Here is a 17,421-nt window from a genome sequence, read left to right on the forward strand (position 1 = left end):
TAAGATATCAAACATATTTAAAACGATGAATAGCAAGCTTTGGCAAAATTATTCATCGTTTTTTTATTTATAAAGCTTTAACTCAACATGAGCAAAAATCAGTTTTATGCCATTATTGTAGCTGGTGGTTCTGGTAAAAGAATGAACAGCCAAACACCTAAGCAATTTTTACTGTTAAAAGGCAAGCCAATTTTAATGCTGAGTATAGAAAAGTTTTACCAAAGCAAATATCAACCAAAAATTATAGTTGTTTTAGCAGAACAAGAACAGCAAACCTGGCATAAACTTGTACAAGAATATCATTTCAATATCCCGCATGAAGTGGTAAGTGGCGGTACAGAAAGATTTCATTCTGTAAAAAATGCGCTTAGCCCAATAGCAGATAAACAAAGTATTATTGCAATACATGATGCTGTTAGACCATTAGTAAGCATCCAAACTATTGATAATTGCTATGAAAAGGCAATTTCTACAGGTAATGCTATTGCAGCTACACTGTCTAAAGATTCTGTTAGGGTACAAGAAGGAAATAAAAACAAGGCGATTGCCAGAAATCAGGTTTATTTGGTTCAAACGCCACAAACATTTCAATATCCACAGCTTGAAAAAGCTTATCAGCAAGATTTTGAAAGCTTTTTTACAGATGATGCCTCTCTTGTTGAAAAAGCTGGCTATACCATTAATTTATGTAATGGCGATGAGTTTAATTTTAAAATTACCTTTCCAGAAGATATTACATTAGCAGAAGCAATTTTAAATAAACCAGCTTATGAATAAAAATTTTAAATTTTATGCTATAAGTGCTACCATAGCTTTGTTGATTCATTTTAGTTTACGCTTTATACCAGCAGAGTTTTATAAACTTATACAACCTTATTTATTAGCTTTCTATTTTGCAGCTATAAGCTTTTATTTATACCTCAAAACAAAGCAACTTCAGCTGGTTAACTATTTGAAATTAGTAGCTTATTATATTGCTTTATATATCATCATTTCATTTATAGAGCTTATTCTAGGTATTCCTCACCCCTATCTGATAGCAGAAATATTTATCCAAATAGCGCTATGTGGAACTGCTGTTTTAATTGGATTTGGACTGGCTTTTATAAAAGATAGGTTAACGGTAAAATAATTTGATAGGCACCATTTACTTAATAAAAAAGCGAGGTTTTTTGCCTCGCTTTTTTATGGTTATACTATTTTTATCAAGCGCCTCTTATAATCCTTAGAAGAATAGCTATAACTGCAATTACCAATAAGATATGAATTAATCCTCCACCAAAAGGTGATACAAATGCTCCAAAAATCCAGATTATAACCAATATAACTGCGATTAAATAAAGTAAATTTCCCATGTTCTTGTTTTTTATAGTGTAAAAATGTTTTGATAATTATATACATCTCACTAAACCAAAACCAGACCAAAAACCAAAATTTCTTAAATAGCAGTTAAAATTTAAGTTTAACAGATAAGTGGAAAATAAAATCGTATCATTTTATATACAAAAAAAGCCCGATTACCATCGGGCTTCTTTTAGTATTCATCTTCGTTAAAGAAGAAGTCATCTTTTGTGGGATAATCCGGCCAAATCTCTTCAATGTTTTCATAGGGCTCGCCATCATCTTCTAGGGCTTGTAGATTTTCTATAACTTCTACAGGAGCTCCTGAGCGGATAGCGTAATCTATTAATTCGTCTTTAGTGGCTGGCCACGGAGCATCTTCTAAATGAGAAGCTAATTCTAATGTCCAATACATATTTCTTAGAATTTTAATTTAATCGCAAAAGTATATTAATAATTTATAGTTCCTAAAAAAGTTTTCAACATTCTTAAACTCGTGGAATCCACTTGTTTTCTGTAATGCTATTATCCGCATTTACTTTCCTTGCTAAAGTGAACAAGTAATCAGACAAACGATTTAAATATATGGTTATTTTATCGTCAACAAAACTTTCTTCTGCCAAATGTACAACGTTACGTTCTGCCCTTCTGCAAACGCATCTGGCCAAATGGCAATAAGAAGAAGCTGTTAGGCCACCGGGTAAAATAAAATGTTTTAAAGGCTCTAAACTTTCATTCATTTTATCTATTTCACTTTCTAAAAGCGTAATATCTTCTTCATGCAAATCCGGAATCTTCATTTTAGATTTTTCTGGATCAGAAGCCAACGAAGAGCCAATGGTAAATAATCTATCTTGAATTTCTTTTAGGGTAGCTTTGTCTTCTATAGCAATGTCTTGGTCGCTTATTAAGCCTATATAAGAATTTAGCTCATCAACAGTTCCGTAAGACTCTATCCTGATATGGTGCTTAGGAACTCTAGTTCCGCCTATTAAAGAAGTATAACCCGTATCACCGGTTTTTGTGTATATTTTCATGCTCATTGTTTCTCTTAACTAAATAAAGCTTTTTTTGTTTAGAAAAATGAACATATTATTAAAAATAAACTTAAACTTTCTCTGCTACCGTCTTCACATCTTTGTTCTGGTAATCATCTTCAACCAAACCATCCCTCATTCTTACTATACGGTGTGCGTGTTGTGCGATATCCTCCTCATGAGTAACCAGAATAATGGTATTGCCTTTTGCATGTATCTCTTCTATCAAGCCCATAATTTCTATAGATGTTTTAGTATCTAAATTACCGGTAGGCTCATCGGCTAAAATAATGGAAGGATTATTAATTAAAGCTCTGGCAACAGCCACACGCTGTCTTTGCCCTCCAGAAAGCTCATTTGGTTTATGATGTAATCTATTAGCTAAGCCAACATTGGTTAAGGCAACAGTTGCTCTATCATCTCTTTCTTTTTTAGAAACACCTGCATAAACCAATGGTAAAGCTACATTATCTTGTGCAGACGAACGAGGTAAAAGATTAAAAGTTTGAAATACAAAACCTATTTCTTTATTTCTTACTTCGGCAAGCTCGCTATCTGTCATTTGGCTTACATTAATTCCGTTTAAGATATACTCTCCTTTTGTAGGTGTGTCTAAGCAACCTAAAATATTCATTAAAGTAGATTTACCAGAACCAGAAGGTCCCATTAAGGCAACAAACTCTCCTTTATTAATGGTTAATGTTACAGATTTTATAGCATGTATAGTTTCTGAACCTATAACGTATTTTCTTCCTATATCTGTAATGGTAATTAATGGCTGCATATTGTTTGTATTTCCTATAAGACAAATTTTAGAAACTTTTGTTACACAAAAAAAGCCGGTTTTTCCGGCTTTATTTTTCTATAACTTTAGAAACTTTAAAGTACTCTTCGTTTTTGAGTGGTGCGTTACTTAAAGCTTCTTCTCTACTTATTTCTTGTACTACTTGGTCTGGTCTTAAAACATTAACACGCTCATTCATATAAATAAGCGGCTCTACACCTGTGGTGTCTAATTCACCTAGTTTCTCCATAAAACTAAGAATCTCACTTAGTTCTTCAATAGACCTATTTTTTTCCTCCTCTGTTAATACTAAACGAGCTAAATGAGCTATTTTATCTACTGTTTCTCTATCAATTTTCATGAGAATAAGCTAAAAATCTTTGTATTTCTTGTAATTTAATGCCGAATGTACGATTTCAAAAACATTATTTTTAAGATTTTCTTCATCTTTTTCTGCTAAGGATGCTGTATCTACCGGCTCATGAACAATTACTTCACATTTTCCGGGTTTAGAGCCAAAGCGTTTACCATCATCCCAAAGTATCTCCCAATTGTTTACAATACTTACGGGCAGAATAGGAATCCCTAAACTAAGAGCTAATTTAAAAGGACCATTTTTGAACGGATGTAAAAGTGGTGGATACTCGTCTCCAATTTTACCTTCCGGGAAAATGATTAAAGATATTCCTTCTTTCAATCGTTCTTCGGCTTTTTTAAAAGCCTTATAGGATGATATTTTACTTTCCCTATTTACAGGTACATCAATAGTTTTAAAATAAAGAGCCGTTAAAGGATTTTTAAGTAACTCATCCTTTCCCATAAAGAAAAAATTATTTTTCATGAGCATGGTAGCTGCTAAAATATCTAGATTAGAAGAATGGTTGGCACAAACGATATAAGTTTTACTCCAATCCATTTTTACTTTAAATTGATATTCATACCTGATACCAGAAAAAAAACAGGCTAATTGTGCATTCCACTGTCTTATTTTATTGAGTTTGGGGTAGCTACGCTGATTTCTTGAATACCTATAAAGCAAGGGATACAAAAGAAAATAAAACAGCACCACCATTAAATGGTAAAAATAGCGATGCAGCTGTTTCAAAATTTGTTTCATCAATTTCAAAAATAGAAATTTTCTGTACTTTCGTTGCCTATATGGAAACTGTTGTTAGTGGAATAAGATCCACAGGAAAATTACATCTGGGAAATTATTATGGTGCTGTAAAAAATTTCATTAAAATGCAGGAGCAATATAATTGTTTCTTTTTTATTGCCGATTATCATTCTTTAACCACGCATCCAACTCCGGAAAACCTACATGGTAATGTAAAACATGTATTGGTAGAATATCTGGCAGCAGGATTAGACCCAGAAAAATGTACGTTATATGTACAGTCTGACGTACCTGAGGTAACAGAACTTTATCTCTACTTAAATATGAACGCTTATTTAGGCGAGTTAGAAAGAAGCACCTCTTTTAAAGACAAAATACGTTCGCAACCTAATAATGTAAATGCTGGCTTATTAACCTATCCGGTTTTAATGGCTGCTGATATTATTTTACACCATGCTACCAAAGTACCTGTAGGAAAAGACCAAGAGCAACATTTAGAAATGGCCCGTACCTTTGGTAACCGTTTCAACAACTTATACCAAACAGCATACTTTAAAGAGCCATATGCTTTTAATTTTTCTGAGCAGTTGATAAAAATACCTGGACTAGATGGAAAAGGTAAAATGGGAAAATCTGAAGGCGAAATGAACGCTGTTTATTTATCAGACAGTCCAGAAATCATCAAAAAGAAAGTAATGAAAGCTGTTACTGATGGTGGCCCAACAGTAGACAACCAAGAAAAGCCTCAAGAAATACAAAATCTTTTTGATTTGATGAAAGTAGTATCTACGGAAGACACTTATCAGCATTTTGAAAATGCTTATAATACTTGCGCTATTAGATATGGTGATTTTAAAAAGCAAATTGCTGAAGATATGATATTAGCAACGGCAGATATCAGATCAAAAATTGAGGATATAGCCCAAAATACAAGCCTTTTACATAAAGTTGCTAAACTTGGCGCAGAGAAAGCAAGAGAAAGCGCATCAAAAACAATAAAAGAAGTAAGAGAAATAATTGGTTTCAGACCATTTTAATTTTAATTTAGAAAAATTGAGCATTTTTTTCAGAATAATTAACCATTATGCATATAGCCGTTGTTGGTAATATAGGAGCCGGGAAAACCACCCTTACCGAATTATTAGCCAAAAATTATAATTGGGAAGCCATGTTTGAAGCTGTTGATAACAATCCGTATTTAGAGGATTTTTACAGCGATATGAAAAGATGGAGCTTTAACTTACAGATTTACTTTTTAAACAGTAGATTTCAACAGATTAGAGATATACAAAGGAGTAATCAAAGTATTATTCAAGACCGTACCATTTATGAGGATGCTTATATTTTTGCTGAAAATCTTCATGAAATGGGCTTAATGACCAGCAGAGATTACGAAAATTATCAATCTATATTTGATAATATTACGGCTTATATTAAACCGCCAGATTTGTTAATCTATTTAAAAGCATCTGTACCTACTTTGGTAGAAAATATACAAAGAAGAGGACGCGAATACGAGGCAAGTATACGTTTAGATTATTTACAAAAGCTAAACGAAAAATACGATAAATGGATTAAAAGCTACAAATCTGGTAAATTGTTGATTTTAGACAAAGACAAATTAGATTTTGCTAATAAACCAGATGATTTAAGTATCGTGATAGAAAGTATAGAAAGAGAAATAAACGGTTTATTTAAATAATTTTTGATGAAAATATTAGGTGTTATTCCTGCAAGATTTGCTTCTACCCGTTTTCCGGGTAAACCTTTGATAGATTTAGAAGGAAAATCTATGATACAAAGGGTTTATGAGCAAACGCAACAGGCAACTTCTTTGGCTGATGTTATTGTGGCTACAGATGACACCAAAATATTTCAAGCTGTAAAACAATTTGGTGGTAATGTTATCATGACTGCTGATAACCATGTAAGCGGAACAGATAGATGCGCAGAAGTAGCCCAAAAAGTAAGTGGTTTTGATGCTGTTATTAACATACAAGGCGATGAACCTTTGATAGACCCTAATCAAATTAATTTGGTTGCAGGTTGCTTTAATGATATTTCTACCCAAATTGCAACACTAGTTAAGAAAATTGAAACTTACGAAGAGCTTTATAATTTTAACACCCCAAAGGTTTTATTAAATAACAAAAGAGAAGCTATATATTTTAGCAGACAAACCTTACCTTATTTAAGAGATGTAGAGCCAAGCCAATGGCTAGAAAAACATACTTTTTATAAGCATATAGGTATTTATGGCTATAAAACCCCTACTTTAAGTATCATTTCACAATTAGAGACGGGCAACTTAGAAAAAGCCGAAGGCTTAGAGCAACTAAGATGGATAGAAAATGGTTTTAATATTAAAGTAGCTATTACTCATACCGATACTTTGGCTATTGACACTCCTTCAGATGTAAATAAAGTATTAAATGCCATTAAGAATGATAAGGTATCGTAATTTTAAATTGCGTACCCGGATTTAAATTTTCAAAACCAATACTTCCCTTTTTATACTCGATTATCTTTTTAATGAGATATAATCCTAATCCATTACCTTCTGATTTTACGTTTCCGCGATAATACATCGTAAAAATATGGTCTTTTATTTGGTCTGAAATTCCTTCGCCATCATCTTCAACAATGATAGTTAAATGTTGACTGGATAAAGATAATTTTGCCTTTATATTTACCTCCTGGTGAGAATATTTAATACTATTCTCAATGAGATTTTCCATCATGATGCTTAGCAAAAACTTACTGAAAATTACTGGCTTTTGTATGCTATCTATCAGCTGTAGGTTTACTTTTTTAACTTTGGTGGCTTCTTCTAATTGCTCTCTTAGGCTGGTTATAAAATTTGGAAGGTCAATTTCTTCATTTTCATGGATTTCTAATGAAGATAAAGCATTCAGCTTATATAACATCTTATATAACCCTTTTACAGAAAGTTCTATGTAGCCAAGCAAATCTAGCATCTGGTTACCATCTTGAGTTTCTTTCAATAAATTAACCACGCCATGTATGTTGGTTAATGGAGCTCTAAAATCATGTGATGTATGGTAAAAAAGAGTTTTTAGCTCTTTATTGATGTTATTTAAATCTTCTGTTCTCTGCTCTATCCTACTTTCTAACTCTTCTTTTAACACCTTTATCTGAGCATTTTGCATACTCATTTGTTGATGCTGGTTCTCTAAACTCTCTACCAAAAAAAGCTGATGTAGCTTATTACATAAAGTATCTGCTATAAGCTTTAGGAAATTAAAATCTTCATCTAATTCTGGATATTCATGGATGTACCCTACCGTAATCACCATTTGTACATCTTTAAAACCAGATAATGGCAAAGCTAGTATTGCTTTAAAAGGGCTCTCTAAATTATCAATACCGAAAAAGGGAATGTTAAATCTCAGCATATCAGCCTTATTTCTGCAATAGATATATTTACCGCCTACAAAAATTTTATGTTCAGCTCGTTTATCTTCAAAGCTTAAAGAGGAAGCATCTATATCTCTAACCTGATGGGAAGTCCAGTATTTACCTTTATAATTAAAACTGAATTTAATTGCAGAGACTTTTAAAAGGGAGAAAATAAAGGAATTTAGTATTTCCTCTATCTCATCCACATGAATAGATTTATTCAGCGTGGATAAAAATGAGTAAAATATGTCATTCCTCTCTGATTTGATAGTGCTCAGAGAAAAATAGTTCATTATTGAGAGTGTAATTTAAGTATTAAATCTACACACTTTAATCCATAAAACCTTGATTTTTATTAGACTTTAATGCAAAGGCCTTGGCTTAACCATGCCTCCATAGGTATCATCTACTGTATGCATCACAATAAAGGCTTGTTTATCTATACTTTTAACCAAGTTCTTTAAGCGAGTAACCTCTAATCTGGTAACTACTGTAAATACAATATCTAAGCCTCTTTCTTCTAGAGGTACATTTTTAACATAACCACGTTCACCTTTATAAATGGTTACAGCCCTTCCCATAATTTTAATGACAGCTTGTCTTATTTCTTCACTTTCGGCTGATATAATAGTAACACCGATATATTCCTCAATACCATGAATGATAAAATCGACCATTTTTGATGCCGCCAAATAAGTTAAAATAGCATATAAAGCAGTTTCCATATTGATTAAAAATGCTGCAAAACCAAAAATAAAGATGTTAAAAACCAGAATAATATCTCCAACACTTAAGCTAACTTTTCTACTTAAATAAAGCGCTAATACCTCGGTACCATCTATCACCGCTCCGCCTCTGATGGTTAGGCCTATACCAGCACCTAAAAAGAAACCTCCGAAAACAGAAATCAATAACTTATCTGTGGTTATAATGGGGTAAAAGTTAAAGCTTAGCATAACGGCAAGTCCGGTTATAGCTATAATGGTTTTAATAGCAAAAGCCCTAGATATTTGCTTAGAGCCTAATAATACGAAAGGAATATTAACCAATACCACCCAAATAGAAAGTGGAATTCCTCCTAAGATATTCAGCATTAAGGAAATCCCCATAGCACCTCCATCTAAGAAATGGTTAGGAAGTAAAAAACTTTTTAAACCAAATGCTGCTGAAGATATTCCTAAAATGATAAATAAACTCTCTTTTATGAATACCTTAGGGTCTAATTTTTGGTATGCGTATTTAACTTTCTTTTTTACTCTCATAAGTGCTTCAAAATAGCGAATTTTGTGTAAAAAGCTGATATTTTTCTTAAAATAGATATGAATTTAAAAAGCATCAACCCTTACAACGGAAAACAGATTGCCACTTACAAGCAACATAGCCAAAGTCAGCTAACCAACAAAGTTCAAAAAACACACAAAGCTTGGATAAGCTACCAGCAAAGTACTTTAGCGCAAAGGGCCGTTTGGATGGAGAATTTAGCTCAACAACTTCTTCTTCAGCAAGAGCATTTAGCAAAAATTGTTACAGAAGAAATGGGAAAACCTTTACAGGACGGCCTTGCAGAAGTAAAGAAATGTGCTGCCGTTTGTCAGTATTATGCTAAACATGCTGCAGCTTTTCTTAAAGATGAAATTATTGATACTGATGCTAAAAAAAGCTTTATCAGTTACCAACCGCTAGGAATTGTTTTAGCCATTATGCCATGGAATTTCCCTTATTGGCAAGTTTTTAGATTCCTCGCCCCTGCATTAATGGCTGGCAATGCTGGGTTATTAAAACATGCATCAAACGTAAGTGCTTGTGCTTTAGCTATAGAAAAGTTGGTTTATGATGCTGGTTTTCCAGAAGATATATTTCAGGTTTTACTGTGTGAAAGCAAAAATTTAGCTGTAGTGATAGAAAATCCTTTAGTGAAAGCTATTACTTTAACGGGAAGCACCCAAGCAGGCATACAAGTGGCTAAAAAAGCGGGCGAATTACTTAAGAAAACAGTTTTAGAACTTGGTGGTAGCGACGCCTATATTATTCTTGAAGATGCAGACTTAGAGCAAGCTGCCGAAATATGTGTAAATTCTCGTTTAATTAATAACGGACAAAGCTGTATTGCCGCTAAACGTTTTATTGTGGTAAAAACTATAGAAAAAGCTTTTACTAAACTTTTTGTTGCTAAAATAAAAGCTAAAACTTACGGAAACCCAACGGAGCCGGGCATAGACTTAGGCCCAATGGCAAGAACAGACCTTAGGGATGAACTCCATCAGCAAGTAATTGCAAGTATCAAGAAAGGTGCTAAATGTGTTTTAGGAGGCTTTATTCCTGAAGGCAAAGGAGCCTTTTATCCGCCAACGGTATTAACCCAAGTAAAAAAAGGAATGCCTGCTTATGAAGATGAGTTATTTGGGCCTGTTGCCGCCATCATATCAGCTAAAAATGAAGACGATGCTATTAAGATTGCTAATGATACTGTTTTTGGATTGGGAGGAGCAATTTTCACTAAAGACTTAGCTAAGGGAGAATTAATAGCCAAAGAAAAACTGCAAGCAGGTTCTTGCTTTGTAAACAGTTTAGTAAAATCTGACCCTAGACTGCCTTTTGGCGGCATTAATCAATCTGGCTATGGTAGAGAGTTAAGCTTAATTGGGATGAGAGAGTTTTTGAATATTAAAACTGTCTATATTCAGGACTGAGTAAAACCAAAAAGACATACCTCATCGTAAATATTTCTAATAGAGCTGATACTAAATCAATAATTTAAAGCATGCAAGAAAGCAAAGAAGCACTCCTTATATTCCTCAAATATCCAGAATTAGGCCGAGCAAAAACCAGATTGGCAGCAAGCATTGGAAATGAACAAGCACTTAAAGTATATATTGAATTATTAAATCACACTAATCTGATTACTAAAAACTTAAATTTAATTAAGTTCTTATATTATGACAAGGTGTCAGAGAAAAAATTAAACTGGAAGGAAGGAAATTATACCCATGCCTATCAGACAGAAAGTGATTTAGGCGGAAGAATGGCTCAAGCCTTCGAAGATACTTTTGCTAAAGGATTTGAACATGTTGTTATTATAGGATCCGACTGTTATGAATTAAGTAGAGACATTATTGAAGAAGCCTTCAAAGCGCTTCAAAACCACGATGTTGTACTTGGACCAGCAAAAGATGGTGGCTATTATTTAATTGGCCTAAGCAAAATGAATAAACAACTTTTTACCGAAATTGAATGGAGTACCGAACATGTATTGAATAGTACGATACAGAAGTGTAAAGCAGCCCATTTATCTTATCACTTATTAGAAACCTTATCAGATATTGATACTGTTGAAGACCTTAACCCTTATCTAAAGCAAATTATTAAGTAAAAAACATAAACATCTGATTAACAATATAATTTAACCATTAAGAAACACTCGGATGAGCCCATATTCTGAGAATTATATCTAAAATCTTTAAGTTATCTTTGCAATATGAAGGACAAACAGCAAGCATATGCTAACATGATAAAGGCAGAAGCAGAGCGCTTAGGCTTTATGTTTTGTGGCATAGCTAAAGCTGATTTCCTCGCAGAAGAAGCACCTAAACTAGAGCAATGGTTAAAAGAAGGAAGACATGGAAAGATGTCTTATATGGAGAACCATTTTGATAAGAGATTAGACCCAAGGTTATTGGTTGATGGTGCAAAATCTGTCATTTCTGTTGCTTTAAACTATTATAGTCCTCAACAACAAACAGCTGCTGAAGCGCCTAAAATATCTAAATATGCTTATGGTACCGATTATCACTTTGTGATAAAAGATAAGTTAAAAGCTTTACAGCAATTTATTTCGGAAAATATAGGTGAGGTAGCCGGTAGAGCTTTTGTTGATTCTGCACCTGTTTTAGACAAAACCTGGGCAAAAAAAGCGGGCATAGGTTGGATTGGCAAAAACAGCAACCTTTTGAATAAGAAAACAGGATCTTTTTTCTTTCTCGCGGAGCTAATTATTGATTTGGAACTAGCTTATGATCACCCATTCCAAACCGACCATTGTGGCACTTGCACCAAATGTATTGATGCATGCCCCACAGAAGCTATTATTAAACCTTACGTGGTTGATGGTAGTAAATGTATTTCTTACTTAACCATAGAGCTAAAAGAGCAAATACCAAATGAATTTAAGGGTAAAATGGATAATTGGATGTTTGGTTGTGATGTTTGCCAAGATGTTTGCCCTTGGAATAGGTTTTCTACACCTCATCCAGAAGAACAGTTTAACCCTCATCCAGATTTGCTACATCTAAACAAAAAAGATTGGGAAGAAATTACCGATGATGTTTTTTCAAAACTCTTTAAAAAATCAGCTGTAAAGCGAACAAAATTAGCTGGCTTACAACGTAACATCAGTTTTTTGAAACCCTATTAAAATTTAAACTTATAATTTAAATAGATTAGTTAGACCTACTGATTTCTATGATTTTATCATTTGTACCATTACTGGTAGAAAAGTAAACCTTACCATCTGGTGCCACACAAATAGCTCTCTTTCTTCCGTATTGCGTTCCAAAATAATCTTGACTAGCTATTATAGCTGTACCTGCATCATTTAGCTTTAACTGCACCAATTTACTCGCTTTTAAAGTAACCAATAGCAAAGAGTTTTTCCATTGTGGTATGCTGCTATGGTTGTAATAAGTTAATCCGGCGGTAGCTATGGTTGGTGTCCAACTTTGTAAAGGCGCAGCAACATTATTAGCTGTACAGAAGGCATTTTCAGTACTATTATCACAAGCACCTACTACATTTGGCCAACCATAATTACGATCTTTCTCTATCAAATTTATCTCATCATCGGTACTAGGACCATGTTCTGATGCATATAATTTACCATTCACCATCACCAAGCCTTGCGCATTACGATGTCCGAAAGACCAAATAGCACTATTAGGCGTAGGATTATCAGTAGGTATGCTACCATTTAGGTTAATTCTTAAAACCTTACCAGCTAAAGAATTTTTATTTTGTGCCAATGCGGTATTATTAGCGTCTCCGGTTGTGATAAAAAGCTTTAAATCAGACGAAATAAGCAATCTACTTCCATTATGAATATTAGCGGCCGGGATATTATCTAACAGAACTAAAGGACTACTTAGGGTTTGATTATTGTAGGTATATCTCACTACTTTTTCTGTGTAAACACCTAGTCTGTTATAATTGTAAACCACATAAACATAGGGCTCGGCAGCAAAATTAGGGTGTAAGGCCATTCCTAATAGTCCGCCTTCTCCTCTCGCATCAACATCCGGAACGGCAAATAAAGGTTTTACTTGTTTAGTTGCTATTTCTAGTCTGCTAATTTTACCACTTCGCTCTGTAAACCAAATATGATTATCAGGACCATAAACAATTTCCCAAGGATGAGAAAGTCCTACTGCCATTTCTGTTGTGGCAAATTCTGCATCAGCTAAAGGTGTTTCCTCTTGTTGTCCTTTCTTTTTACAGCTTATAAAGAAAAAGAATATTGCAAAACTTAATAAACTATATTTCATAATAGGTGATTTTGAAATATAAACGTTTATCTGCAAGAAATAGTTTTTACACCTTGATTATCAAGCTATTTTAGATATACATAAGTAATCCCATCCCCGCCCCTATCGGCATGTTCGTCTTCCATTCTGCTTACTTCACTATATTTTTTTAGGTAGTTTCTTATCAGTTTCCTTAAAATACCATCGCCTTTACCATGTATTACTTTAAAAGAATTCATGTTAAACATAATGGCTTTATCCAGATATTTTTCTATTTCGTAGAGCGCATCATCACCTCTTTTACCTCTTACATCTATTTCACTTACAAAATCTGCGGCAGACTGTGTATGGGTTACTCTGCTAAGTTTGCGTATATCTTTAGGAACTTCGCTATTAGCAACTTTAACAGCTCTGTTCTTTTTCACCACAGACCTTAACTCGCCAAAAGCGATAATCAAATTGTCCTTATTTACTTCTAAAACTTGAGCTACATTACCAGAATCTGTTAGCTTAATCCAATCGCCTTCTTTAATCTCTGTAGTTTCTGCGGTTGCTGGCTTTGCTTTTTCTGCCTTTATTTCGTTCTTTTTAAGCTCGGTATGAAGCTGACTTCTTAATTCCTGAGTCTTCTCCTTATCGGCTTTATGCTCTTTAATTTGGGCAATGGTATTTTCTACCAGCTTATTAGCATTTTTAATAATTTGTTGCGCTTCAAGTTTAGCTTCTTTTATGAGGTTTTTCTTATTCTCATCATAAAAAGCTTTTAGCTTCTCATTCTCATCTAGTAATGATTTTGCCTTTCTTTGAAGCTTATCTATCTCAATCTTTTTTTCTAAAACTTCTTTTTTATCGCGTTCTAAATCAATCAATAAAGTATCTACTTTTCTTTGCTGAACACTTATTTTGCTTTTCGCTAAATCTAGCAACTGCTTAGATAAACCTATCTTTTGCGCAATTTCAAAGGCATAAGAACTACCGGGTTTACCCATCTCTAACATGTAAAGCGGTTGCAGATGGATATTATCAAAAATCATGGATGCATTTTCAATCCCAGTGGTATGGTTAGCAAATATTTTAAGATTAGAGTAGTGTGTGGTAATTACTCCGTAAGCGTTTTTCTTATTGATGATTTCTAAAACAGCCTCAGCAATGGGCCCACCAAATTGAGGATCAGTACCGGTACCAAATTCATCTATCAAAACCAAAGTTTTAGCATTAGAAAACTCCGTAAAGTATTTCATTTTTGATAGATGGGCGCTATAAGTACTTAAATCACTCTCTATAGATTGATCGTCTCCGATATCAGCAAAAAGCTGTTTAAATATACCGAATTCTGATTCTTCAGCCACCGGAACTAATAAACCTGCTTGAACCATAATTTGCAGTAAACCAACAGTTTTCATGGCTACAGATTTACCGCCAGCATTAGGACCAGAAACCAGTAGAATCCTGGTTTTTTCATCTAAATGCATATTTAGTGGCACAACTGCTTTCCCGTTTAACTTTGCCCCTATAACCAACAAAGGGTGACGAGCATTTACCAATTTTAGCCTCGTATCTTTTAAAACAACAGGCATTTCTGCATCTATTTCTATAGCGAAAAGCGCTTTTGCTCTTACAAAATCTAGCTTAGTTAAGAAATTATGATAAGAATATAAAATAGGTACGTAAGGACGAGTTTTATCTGTTAAGTCGGTTAAAATTTTGATGATTTCCCTTCTACGTTCAAACTCCATATCCCTTATCAGGTTATTGAGGTTAAAAACTTCTTCGGGTTCTATGTAAACGGTTTGCCCAGATGCAGATTCATCATGAACAAAACCTTTTAATTTCCTTTTATTTTCTGCTAAAATAGGGATACAAATTCTGCCATCTCTAACAGTTAAGCTACCATCTGCAACCCAGTTGTTTTGTTGGGCATTTTTATAAATTTGGTCTACTTTTTTACGAGAATCTTGTTCTGCTTTAGCTATAGCATCGGTTAAATAAGCTAATTCTTTAGATGCGTTATTCTTGATTTTACCCTTTACATCTATAATAGCTTCAATATTTTTAATGATGCTTTTTTCTATAGGTAAATGCTCAAAAAGTGCTTCTAAGTTGGGATACAAGCCATTACGCTCTTCAAAATATTTGATAACTGCAAAAACGGTTAACAAAGAATTATAAATCTGAAAAAACTCTTCCTCACTTAAAAAAGTCCCTTCTATTTTAGCTTTATCAGAAAGTCTTTTGATATCAAAAAAACTTTGGATAGGTAAAGGCTGGTCGTTTTTAATGATATTTTTAAATTCCTGCGTTTGCTTCAAGAACTTAATAATCTGGTCGTAATTAGCCATGAACTGGATTTTATCCACCATTCCACGTCCCATATCACTCATACAAAAAGATCTGATGTTTGCTTTTATCTCATCAAAACCTAATTTGTCTAAACTATTTACTGGATAAATCATCTACTGCTCAAATTAAACTTGAAACACCTAGTTAATAGGCGTTCTTCTAACCCTAAGGCTATCTTGTGTTTGACGTTCTATTTCTTTAATCTCTTTACGGATGATTCCCTTATTTAAATCCTCAATTTTGGCAACAGAATCTTTTTTAAGCTTATAAATTAAGCTACTACTGATGATTGTATGGTTTAAGCTATCAACAAATTTTAGTGGCAATCTTAAAGTTCTCAATTGCTCTTTATTGATTTTATCTTGCATTCTTAACAAACTATCTTCAACTACTTTATATATTTCTTTAATCTGGTCGGTATTTTTACCGTAATATTTTAAGCTGATGCTAAACTTTGCAGAATCTATTTCATGCTTCTTAAAAACATAGTTGTAACGGTCTTTAGCAAAGATTAACAAAGAATCCTGACTAAATTTTACATCCAAAGCTGCATCGCTTAAATGCATATCTATCAACAAATTAGCCATTTCATCTTTCTCTATCAAGTTATCAGGCTTATCATCATTGTTACATGCTGTAAAAAAAATAAGTGCACAAAACAAAGCCAGCAATTTTTTCATTCGTATTTTTACCATTTAAAACGATAAAATTACGGATAAATGAGCATTACAGATAATTTATTAAAACTAAAAAAAGAGATAGAGCAAGAAGATGTAAAACTTATTGCTGTATCTAAGACTAAACCGGTTGAAGATATTATGGAAGCTTATGATGCTGGGCAACGTTTATTCGGAGAAAACCATGTACAAGAATTGGTAGAGAAACATGAAGCCCTGCCAAAAGATATAGAATGGCATTTAATTGGCCATTTACAAAGCAATAAAGTAAAATACATTGCACCTTTTATACATCTTATTCACTCGGTTGATAGCTTAAAACTATTGCAAGAAATTAATAAACAAGCGGCAAAAAACAATCGAGTTATCAATTGCTTATTACAGGTTTACATTGCCGATGAGGAAACTAAATATGGTTTAGGTTTTGATGAGGTGATAGATTTATTACGTTCTGATGAATTTGCAAGCTTACAAAACATAAAAATTGTTGGCTTAATGGGAATTGCAACCAATTCTGATAACGAGAAGCAAATAAAAGAAGAGTTTTACGAGCTTAAAACTTTGTTTGATGGCGTAAAGGCTTCGTATTTTAGAAAAGATGAAGACTTTAAAGAAATTTCTATGGGGATGTCTACCGATTATAAAATAGCTATTGAACAAGGCTCTACTATGGTAAGAATTGGGAGTGATATTTTTGGTAAACGAGTAATTAAGCATTTTAAAAACGAAGAATGATAAGAGAGGCCTACCAAGCAGATTGCCCAAGAATGTTAGAATTGATTCACGAACTTGCCCTTTATGAAAAAGCACCTGATGAGGTTAGTGTTACTTTAGAGGAATTTATAGCTGCCGGTTTTGGAGAAAAGCCCGTTTGGAAAGCTTTTGTAGCAGAAATTGAAGGCAAAGTAGAAGGCTTTGCTTTGTTTTATATACGCTACTCTACCTGGAAAGGCTGCCGTTTATATTTGGAAGATTTTATTGTGACAGAAAAGATGCGTGGCCAAGGAATTGGCAAACTATTATTTGAGCGCACCATACAAGAAGCCCAAGAAAAAGGCTATAAAGGTATGGTTTGGCAAGTATTAGATTGGAACGAGCCTGCTTTGAATTTTTACAACAAATATGAGGCTTATGTAGAAAGTGGCTGGCTTAATGCTTCCTTATCTACACAACAAATACAAAAATTCTAAGC

21 protein-coding genes are annotated in these 17,421 nt (G+C 33.6%); 10 read left to right on the forward strand and 11 right to left on the reverse strand.

The features are described from left to right. Positions 1-87: 87 nt before the first annotated feature. Positions 88-777, forward strand: a complete 690-nt coding sequence (locus FYC62_RS07265) for a 2-C-methyl-D-erythritol 4-phosphate cytidylyltransferase (RefSeq protein WP_149074474.1) — start codon at positions 88-90, stop codon at positions 775-777. Then, a complete protein-coding gene (locus FYC62_RS07270) occupies positions 770-1,132 on the forward strand; it encodes a hypothetical protein (protein WP_149074475.1) in 363 nt (120 codons plus the stop codon). Before FYC62_RS07265 ends, FYC62_RS07270 begins: the two co-directional genes overlap by 8 nt. Before the next feature lie 73 nt (positions 1,133-1,205). Here the strand turns inward: FYC62_RS07270 and FYC62_RS07275 are convergent, their stop codons facing one another. The 6 genes from FYC62_RS07275 to FYC62_RS07300 all read right to left on the reverse strand — a co-directional run bounded on the left by FYC62_RS07275 (position 1,206) and on the right by FYC62_RS07300 (position 4,078). Beyond that, a complete protein-coding gene (locus FYC62_RS07275) occupies positions 1,206-1,355 on the reverse strand; it encodes a lmo0937 family membrane protein (protein WP_149074476.1) in 150 nt (49 codons plus the stop codon). 179 nt (positions 1,356-1,534) lie between these two features. Beyond that, positions 1,535-1,756: a DUF2795 domain-containing protein gene (locus FYC62_RS07280; protein WP_002996718.1), complete on the reverse strand. Its 222-nt coding sequence runs from the start codon at positions 1,754-1,756 to the stop codon at positions 1,535-1,537. 73 nt (positions 1,757-1,829) lie between these two features. Continuing rightward, on the reverse strand, positions 1,830-2,378 hold the full coding sequence (locus FYC62_RS07285) for a cob(I)yrinic acid a,c-diamide adenosyltransferase (protein ID WP_149074477.1): 549 nt from the start codon (positions 2,376-2,378) through the stop codon (positions 1,830-1,832). Between the two features lie 70 nt (positions 2,379-2,448). Further along, positions 2,449-3,162 carry an ABC transporter ATP-binding protein gene (locus FYC62_RS07290; protein WP_039450682.1) on the reverse strand — a complete coding sequence of 238 codons (714 nt, stop codon included), beginning with the start codon at positions 3,160-3,162 and terminating at the stop codon, positions 2,449-2,451. 70 nt (positions 3,163-3,232) lie between these two features. Next, positions 3,233-3,523 carry an Asp-tRNA(Asn)/Glu-tRNA(Gln) amidotransferase subunit GatC gene (gene gatC, locus FYC62_RS07295; protein ID WP_149074478.1) on the reverse strand — a complete coding sequence of 97 codons (291 nt, stop codon included), beginning with the start codon at positions 3,521-3,523 and terminating at the stop codon, positions 3,233-3,235. Between the two features lie 9 nt (positions 3,524-3,532). Next, complete coding sequence (locus FYC62_RS07300) at positions 3,533-4,078, reverse strand: lysophospholipid acyltransferase family protein (protein ID WP_240534853.1); 546 nt, start codon at positions 4,076-4,078, stop codon at positions 3,533-3,535. Between the two features lie 242 nt (positions 4,079-4,320). On the opposite strand from FYC62_RS07300, the gene trpS reads away from it, so the two are divergent. From trpS to kdsB, 3 genes are read left to right on the forward strand one after another with little or no spacing between them, the layout of a single operon-like run. Next, the gene (gene trpS / locus FYC62_RS07305) at positions 4,321-5,316 is read left to right on the forward strand and encodes a tryptophan--tRNA ligase (protein ID WP_039450672.1); all 996 of its coding nucleotides are present in this window, start codon (positions 4,321-4,323) and stop codon (positions 5,314-5,316) included. Positions 5,317-5,363: 47 nt separating this feature from the next. Continuing rightward, entirely contained in the window at positions 5,364-5,981 is a 618-nt protein-coding gene (locus FYC62_RS07310) for a deoxynucleoside kinase (RefSeq protein WP_039450668.1), read from the forward strand. A gap of 6 nt (positions 5,982-5,987) precedes the next feature. Then, positions 5,988-6,740 carry a 3-deoxy-manno-octulosonate cytidylyltransferase gene (gene kdsB, locus FYC62_RS07315; protein WP_149074480.1) on the forward strand — a complete coding sequence of 251 codons (753 nt, stop codon included), beginning with the start codon at positions 5,988-5,990 and terminating at the stop codon, positions 6,738-6,740. On the opposite strand, the gene FYC62_RS07320 is transcribed toward kdsB, so the two are convergent. After that, positions 6,718-7,905 (reverse strand): sensor histidine kinase, encoded by a 1,188-nt coding sequence (locus FYC62_RS07320; RefSeq protein ID WP_168199406.1) that lies wholly within the window; start codon positions 7,903-7,905, stop codon positions 6,718-6,720. The genes kdsB and FYC62_RS07320 overlap by 23 nt on opposite strands. Positions 7,906-8,061: 156 nt before the next feature. Continuing rightward, positions 8,062-8,961 carry a YitT family protein gene (locus FYC62_RS07325; RefSeq protein ID WP_149074482.1) on the reverse strand — a complete coding sequence of 300 codons (900 nt, stop codon included), beginning with the start codon at positions 8,959-8,961 and terminating at the stop codon, positions 8,062-8,064. A 57-nt stretch (positions 8,962-9,018) separates the two neighbouring features. On the opposite strand from FYC62_RS07325, the gene FYC62_RS07330 reads away from it, so the two are divergent. The 3 genes from FYC62_RS07330 to queG all read left to right on the forward strand — a co-directional run bounded on the left by FYC62_RS07330 (position 9,019) and on the right by queG (position 12,110). Continuing rightward, positions 9,019-10,389 (forward strand): NAD-dependent succinate-semialdehyde dehydrogenase, encoded by a 1,371-nt coding sequence (locus FYC62_RS07330; RefSeq protein ID WP_149074483.1) that lies wholly within the window; start codon positions 9,019-9,021, stop codon positions 10,387-10,389. Positions 10,390-10,460: 71 nt separating this feature from the next. Further along, a complete protein-coding gene (locus FYC62_RS07335) occupies positions 10,461-11,069 on the forward strand; it encodes a TIGR04282 family arsenosugar biosynthesis glycosyltransferase (protein WP_149074484.1) in 609 nt (202 codons plus the stop codon). Between the two features lie 105 nt (positions 11,070-11,174). After that, entirely contained in the window at positions 11,175-12,110 is a 936-nt protein-coding gene (gene queG / locus FYC62_RS07340) for a tRNA epoxyqueuosine(34) reductase QueG (protein WP_149074485.1), read from the forward strand. 25 nt (positions 12,111-12,135) lie between these two features. Here queG and FYC62_RS07345 read toward each other — a convergent pair whose 3' ends face one another. The 3 genes from FYC62_RS07345 to FYC62_RS07355 all read right to left on the reverse strand — a co-directional run bounded on the left by FYC62_RS07345 (position 12,136) and on the right by FYC62_RS07355 (position 16,232). Next, entirely contained in the window at positions 12,136-13,233 is a 1,098-nt protein-coding gene (locus tag FYC62_RS07345; protein WP_149074486.1) for a PQQ-dependent sugar dehydrogenase, read from the reverse strand. A 65-nt stretch (positions 13,234-13,298) separates the two neighbouring features. After that, positions 13,299-15,665 carry an endonuclease MutS2 gene (locus FYC62_RS07350; RefSeq protein ID WP_149074487.1) on the reverse strand — a complete coding sequence of 789 codons (2,367 nt, stop codon included), beginning with the start codon at positions 15,663-15,665 and terminating at the stop codon, positions 13,299-13,301. 27 nt (positions 15,666-15,692) lie between these two features. Beyond that, on the reverse strand, positions 15,693-16,232 hold the full coding sequence (locus FYC62_RS07355; protein ID WP_168199407.1) for a DUF4296 domain-containing protein: 540 nt from the start codon (positions 16,230-16,232) through the stop codon (positions 15,693-15,695). A gap of 39 nt (positions 16,233-16,271) precedes the next feature. Here FYC62_RS07355 and FYC62_RS07360 point away from each other — a divergent pair, with 39 nt between their 5' ends. Then, positions 16,272-16,964, forward strand: a complete 693-nt coding sequence (locus FYC62_RS07360) for a YggS family pyridoxal phosphate-dependent enzyme (protein ID WP_149074489.1) — start codon at positions 16,272-16,274, stop codon at positions 16,962-16,964. Beyond that, positions 16,961-17,419 (forward strand): GNAT family N-acetyltransferase, encoded by a 459-nt coding sequence (locus FYC62_RS07365; protein ID WP_149074490.1) that lies wholly within the window; start codon positions 16,961-16,963, stop codon positions 17,417-17,419. Before FYC62_RS07360 ends, FYC62_RS07365 begins: the two co-directional genes overlap by 4 nt. Positions 17,420-17,421: the final 2 nt, after the last annotated feature.

The organism is Pedobacter aquae (assembly GCF_008195825.1).
Lineage (GTDB): Bacteria > Bacteroidota > Bacteroidia > Sphingobacteriales > Sphingobacteriaceae > Pseudopedobacter > Pseudopedobacter aquae.

Excerpts from the sequence above, each read along its gene's own strand:
- FYC62_RS07265 (WP_149074474.1), top strand. The coding sequence starts at position 88 with ATGAGCAAAAATCAGTTTTATGCCATTATTGTAGCTGGTGGTTCTGGT.
- FYC62_RS07270 (WP_149074475.1), top strand. The coding sequence starts at position 770 with ATGAATAAAAATTTTAAATTTTATGCTATAAGTGCTACCATAGCTTTG.
- FYC62_RS07275 (WP_149074476.1), bottom strand. The coding sequence starts at position 1,355 with ATGGGAAATTTACTTTATTTAATCGCAGTTATATTGGTTATAATCTGG.
- FYC62_RS07280 (WP_002996718.1), bottom strand. The coding sequence starts at position 1,756 with ATGTATTGGACATTAGAATTAGCTTCTCATTTAGAAGATGCTCCGTGG.
- FYC62_RS07285 (WP_149074477.1), bottom strand. The coding sequence starts at position 2,378 with ATGAAAATATACACAAAAACCGGTGATACGGGTTATACTTCTTTAATA.
- FYC62_RS07290 (WP_039450682.1), bottom strand. The coding sequence starts at position 3,162 with ATGCAGCCATTAATTACCATTACAGATATAGGAAGAAAATACGTTATA.
- gatC (WP_149074478.1), bottom strand. The coding sequence starts at position 3,523 with ATGAAAATTGATAGAGAAACAGTAGATAAAATAGCTCATTTAGCTCGT.
- FYC62_RS07300 (WP_240534853.1), bottom strand. The coding sequence starts at position 4,078 with ATGGATTGGAGTAAAACTTATATCGTTTGTGCCAACCATTCTTCTAAT.
- trpS (WP_039450672.1), top strand. The coding sequence starts at position 4,321 with ATGGAAACTGTTGTTAGTGGAATAAGATCCACAGGAAAATTACATCTG.
- FYC62_RS07310 (WP_039450668.1), top strand. The coding sequence starts at position 5,364 with ATGCATATAGCCGTTGTTGGTAATATAGGAGCCGGGAAAACCACCCTT.
- kdsB (WP_149074480.1), top strand. The coding sequence starts at position 5,988 with ATGAAAATATTAGGTGTTATTCCTGCAAGATTTGCTTCTACCCGTTTT.
- FYC62_RS07325 (WP_149074482.1), bottom strand. The coding sequence starts at position 8,961 with ATGAGAGTAAAAAAGAAAGTTAAATACGCATACCAAAAATTAGACCCT.
- FYC62_RS07330 (WP_149074483.1), top strand. The coding sequence starts at position 9,019 with ATGAATTTAAAAAGCATCAACCCTTACAACGGAAAACAGATTGCCACT.
- FYC62_RS07335 (WP_149074484.1), top strand. The coding sequence starts at position 10,461 with ATGCAAGAAAGCAAAGAAGCACTCCTTATATTCCTCAAATATCCAGAA.
- queG (WP_149074485.1), top strand. The coding sequence starts at position 11,175 with ATGAAGGACAAACAGCAAGCATATGCTAACATGATAAAGGCAGAAGCA.
- FYC62_RS07345 (WP_149074486.1), bottom strand. The coding sequence starts at position 13,233 with ATGAAATATAGTTTATTAAGTTTTGCAATATTCTTTTTCTTTATAAGC.
- FYC62_RS07350 (WP_149074487.1), bottom strand. The coding sequence starts at position 15,665 with ATGATTTATCCAGTAAATAGTTTAGACAAATTAGGTTTTGATGAGATA.
- FYC62_RS07355 (WP_168199407.1), bottom strand. The coding sequence starts at position 16,232 with ATGAAAAAATTGCTGGCTTTGTTTTGTGCACTTATTTTTTTTACAGCA.
- FYC62_RS07360 (WP_149074489.1), top strand. The coding sequence starts at position 16,272 with ATGAGCATTACAGATAATTTATTAAAACTAAAAAAAGAGATAGAGCAA.
- FYC62_RS07365 (WP_149074490.1), top strand. The coding sequence starts at position 16,961 with ATGATAAGAGAGGCCTACCAAGCAGATTGCCCAAGAATGTTAGAATTG.